The sequence below is a fragment of the Rhizobium sp. P1_E6 genome, from assembly GCF_056405875.1.
Genome location: NZ_JBFUBG010000225.1, coordinates 1 through 2491, shown reverse-complemented (window position 1 = coordinate 2491; position 2491 = coordinate 1). Strand labels below are relative to the sequence as shown.

3 protein-coding genes are annotated in these 2491 nt (G+C 54.7%); 2 read left to right on the top strand and 1 reads right to left on the bottom strand.

What is annotated here, in order from left to right:
* Positions 1-118 (top strand): integrase core domain-containing protein (locus AC1D35_RS35605; protein ID WP_477835395.1); only part of this gene is annotated, 118 nt, incomplete at its 5' end.
* Between the two features lie 836 nt (positions 119-954).
* Here the strand turns inward: AC1D35_RS35605 and AC1D35_RS35600 are convergent.
* Complete coding sequence (locus tag AC1D35_RS35600; protein ID WP_446983823.1) at positions 955-1710, bottom strand: SDR family NAD(P)-dependent oxidoreductase; 756 nt, start codon at positions 1708-1710, stop codon at positions 955-957.
* A 269-nt stretch (positions 1711-1979) separates the two neighbouring features.
* Here AC1D35_RS35600 and AC1D35_RS35595 point away from each other — a divergent pair.
* Positions 1980-2491, top strand: a 512-nt coding sequence (locus AC1D35_RS35595) for a L,D-transpeptidase (RefSeq protein ID WP_477942665.1), incomplete at its 3' end; no start/stop codon positions are given.

The window sequence follows — 2491 nt, the reverse complement described above, 5'->3', positions numbered from 1 at the left end:
CGCCGCAACAGCCCTCCGGAAGATCGACGGATGGATCGAAGACTATAATGAAATCCACCCACACTCAGCGCTGAAAATGGCCTCCCCAAGGGAGTTCATCAAAGCATTGTCTCAATAGCTGATCTGTCCGGCGAAATGGGGGGCACTCCACTCACCGTGGGCCCGTTTTCGACAAAGCGCAGCGTAGCATTCACTGAGCGGTCAGCGAAACAAGGAAATTCGCGTGCATGATGTTGCCAACCCCGCTTAAGATCACCCGCTCCCCGCAGGCAATGCCATGCTTGTCTCCTCGTGCAATTAAAGCTCCGATCCAGCAGCGGCCGCTGAATGCGCTCGCAGATGGCTGGCGGACAATGCTACCTCCGGTATAAGCTATAGGGTTAAATTGTGGACCCATGGGCGCATCGCGGCAAGTAACAACTTATAATTATATTATCAAAAATAACCACACCAAAGGTTGATTTCTCGACGTGAAAAGACGGTGCTCCTTGCCGGCAATCGCCTACAGCTGAGAATTTTGTTTTGTCAATCCTCAATCAAGATACAATCCTGAGTACCGTCGTGCTCGCACCCTATGGCGTTGAAAACGTTGCTGCATCGTCATGTTTGCTTGAGGTAAAGTTCTGGCAAGCGAGCGCACGAACGACCCGCTGGTCATTCTCCAATTCGCTGCCAAGGACGTTGAACACACTGACGTGTGACCAGCACTCGGTCTTGCAGAAAATCTGCCGCCGCTGCAACATATAGGACGGCCACATCCATACGGAGTAATTGCTGGTGAACGGCCTCGGAGAAGACCGCACGGCCCTCTGAATATTAAGGACTATGAAAGCCAGGTGGCCACAAGATCCTCACTGCACCGGGAGTCACGAGTGGGCCGATCATCCCAAAAGTTTTCCGCCGGCGGTTCACTACAAAGAGAGCAGCGCACCATCAAATGCCGATAGCAAACAACTAGTGGGCGGTATAGGCTCCGTCGACCAAATGGCAGCTTCCAGTGATAAAACTGGCCTGTTCGGACAAGAGGAAACACACAAGAGCGGCCACCTCTTTCGGCTTCCCGAGCCTGCCCATTGGCTGAAGCGCTGCCATGCGTCGAGTGCTGGCGACTTCCAAATGCTCCGATAAAAGCGGCGTTTCGATCCAGCCTGGCCCGACTGCATTGATGCGGATACCCATTCTCGCATACTCGATCGCGGCCACCTTCGTGAGTCCAACAACTCCGTGTTTCGCCGCTGTGTATGCCGGTGTCGTCGGCAATCCGACAGAGCCGAGAACGGAAGAGACATTGACGATAGCGCCTCCGCCCCGTCTCAGCATGGCGCCGATCTCGTATTTCATACAGTAAAAAACTCCGTTGAGATTGACGTTCATCAACGTGTGCCAGTTGTCGAGTGGGTAATCTGCCGTCGCTTTTCGAGGCCCGTCGACCCCGGCATTGTTGACCGCCAGATGCAGGCCGCCGCATGTCTCGACGGTGAATGCGACCAACGTCTCCACAGCTTGTGCATCGCTGACATCAACGGCAAACGCGTGGGCCTGGCCTCCATGCGAACAGATCGCGTCTGCGATGCTGTTCGCGGCTTCCGCATTCAGATCGGCAACAACAACCTCAGCGCCCTCATCCGCGAGTTGCTGAGACACAGCGGCGCCTATACCACAACCTCCGCCGGTAACGATGGCGGCTTTTCCCTCAAGGCCCAGCTTCATCATATCCTTCCTTTTTCACATGCTGATAATCGATCAGAGTCAAACGTTTGCAGGAAATTCCGTTGGCACAGAAAACGGCGTCGCATTCTGCAATAGTAGTCCCCTTCGATCTTATACATTTTATAGTTGTTAACACAACGCGGTGCTCTCGATTATTTCGGGATAATTCGCGGCCGACGCTCTCCGCAAAGGGGAGAGYCTTGGACAGAAAGCATTGCAATGTTAATTAGGAATCACGAATACAGACTTATATCGCTTGGTAGGGGAAAATGGACAAACACCACGTTACACGCCGGGGACTTGTGTTGGGCAGTCTTGCTTTGATGATTTCCGGGTGCAATAGGTCAGAGGACTGGAGCCTGCGTTCCGCCTTCGCAGGCGATCCCGATCAAAATCCCCGTTACCGGCGTCAAGAGGTCGCCTACGATGGAAGCGAACCGCCAGGAACTATCGTCGTCAACACATCGGAACGTTACCTTTACTATGTCGAGGGATACGGCCGCGCGACGCGTTATGGTGTCGCGGTCGGGCAGGAAGGACTGAGTTTCAAAGGCGAGGCCACAATCGGCCACAAGGCGGAGTGGCCATCTTGGAAACCTACCGTCGACATGATGCAACGCAAGCCCCGTCTGATCCAGTATGCCGACGGCGTGCCGGGCGGACCGCTCAACCCGCTTGGTGCGGCAGCCCTTTATCTCTATCAGGACGGCCGTGACACAATGTTCCGGGTGCATGGAACAAACGAGCCATGGTCGATCGGCCATGCGGTGTCGAACGGGTG

Bases quoted from the DNA above. Each gene is read 5' to 3' on its own strand.
- AC1D35_RS35600 (WP_446983823.1), bottom strand. From the start codon at position 1,710: ATGAAGCTGGGCCTTGAGGGAAAAGCCGCCATCGTTACCGGCGGAGGT.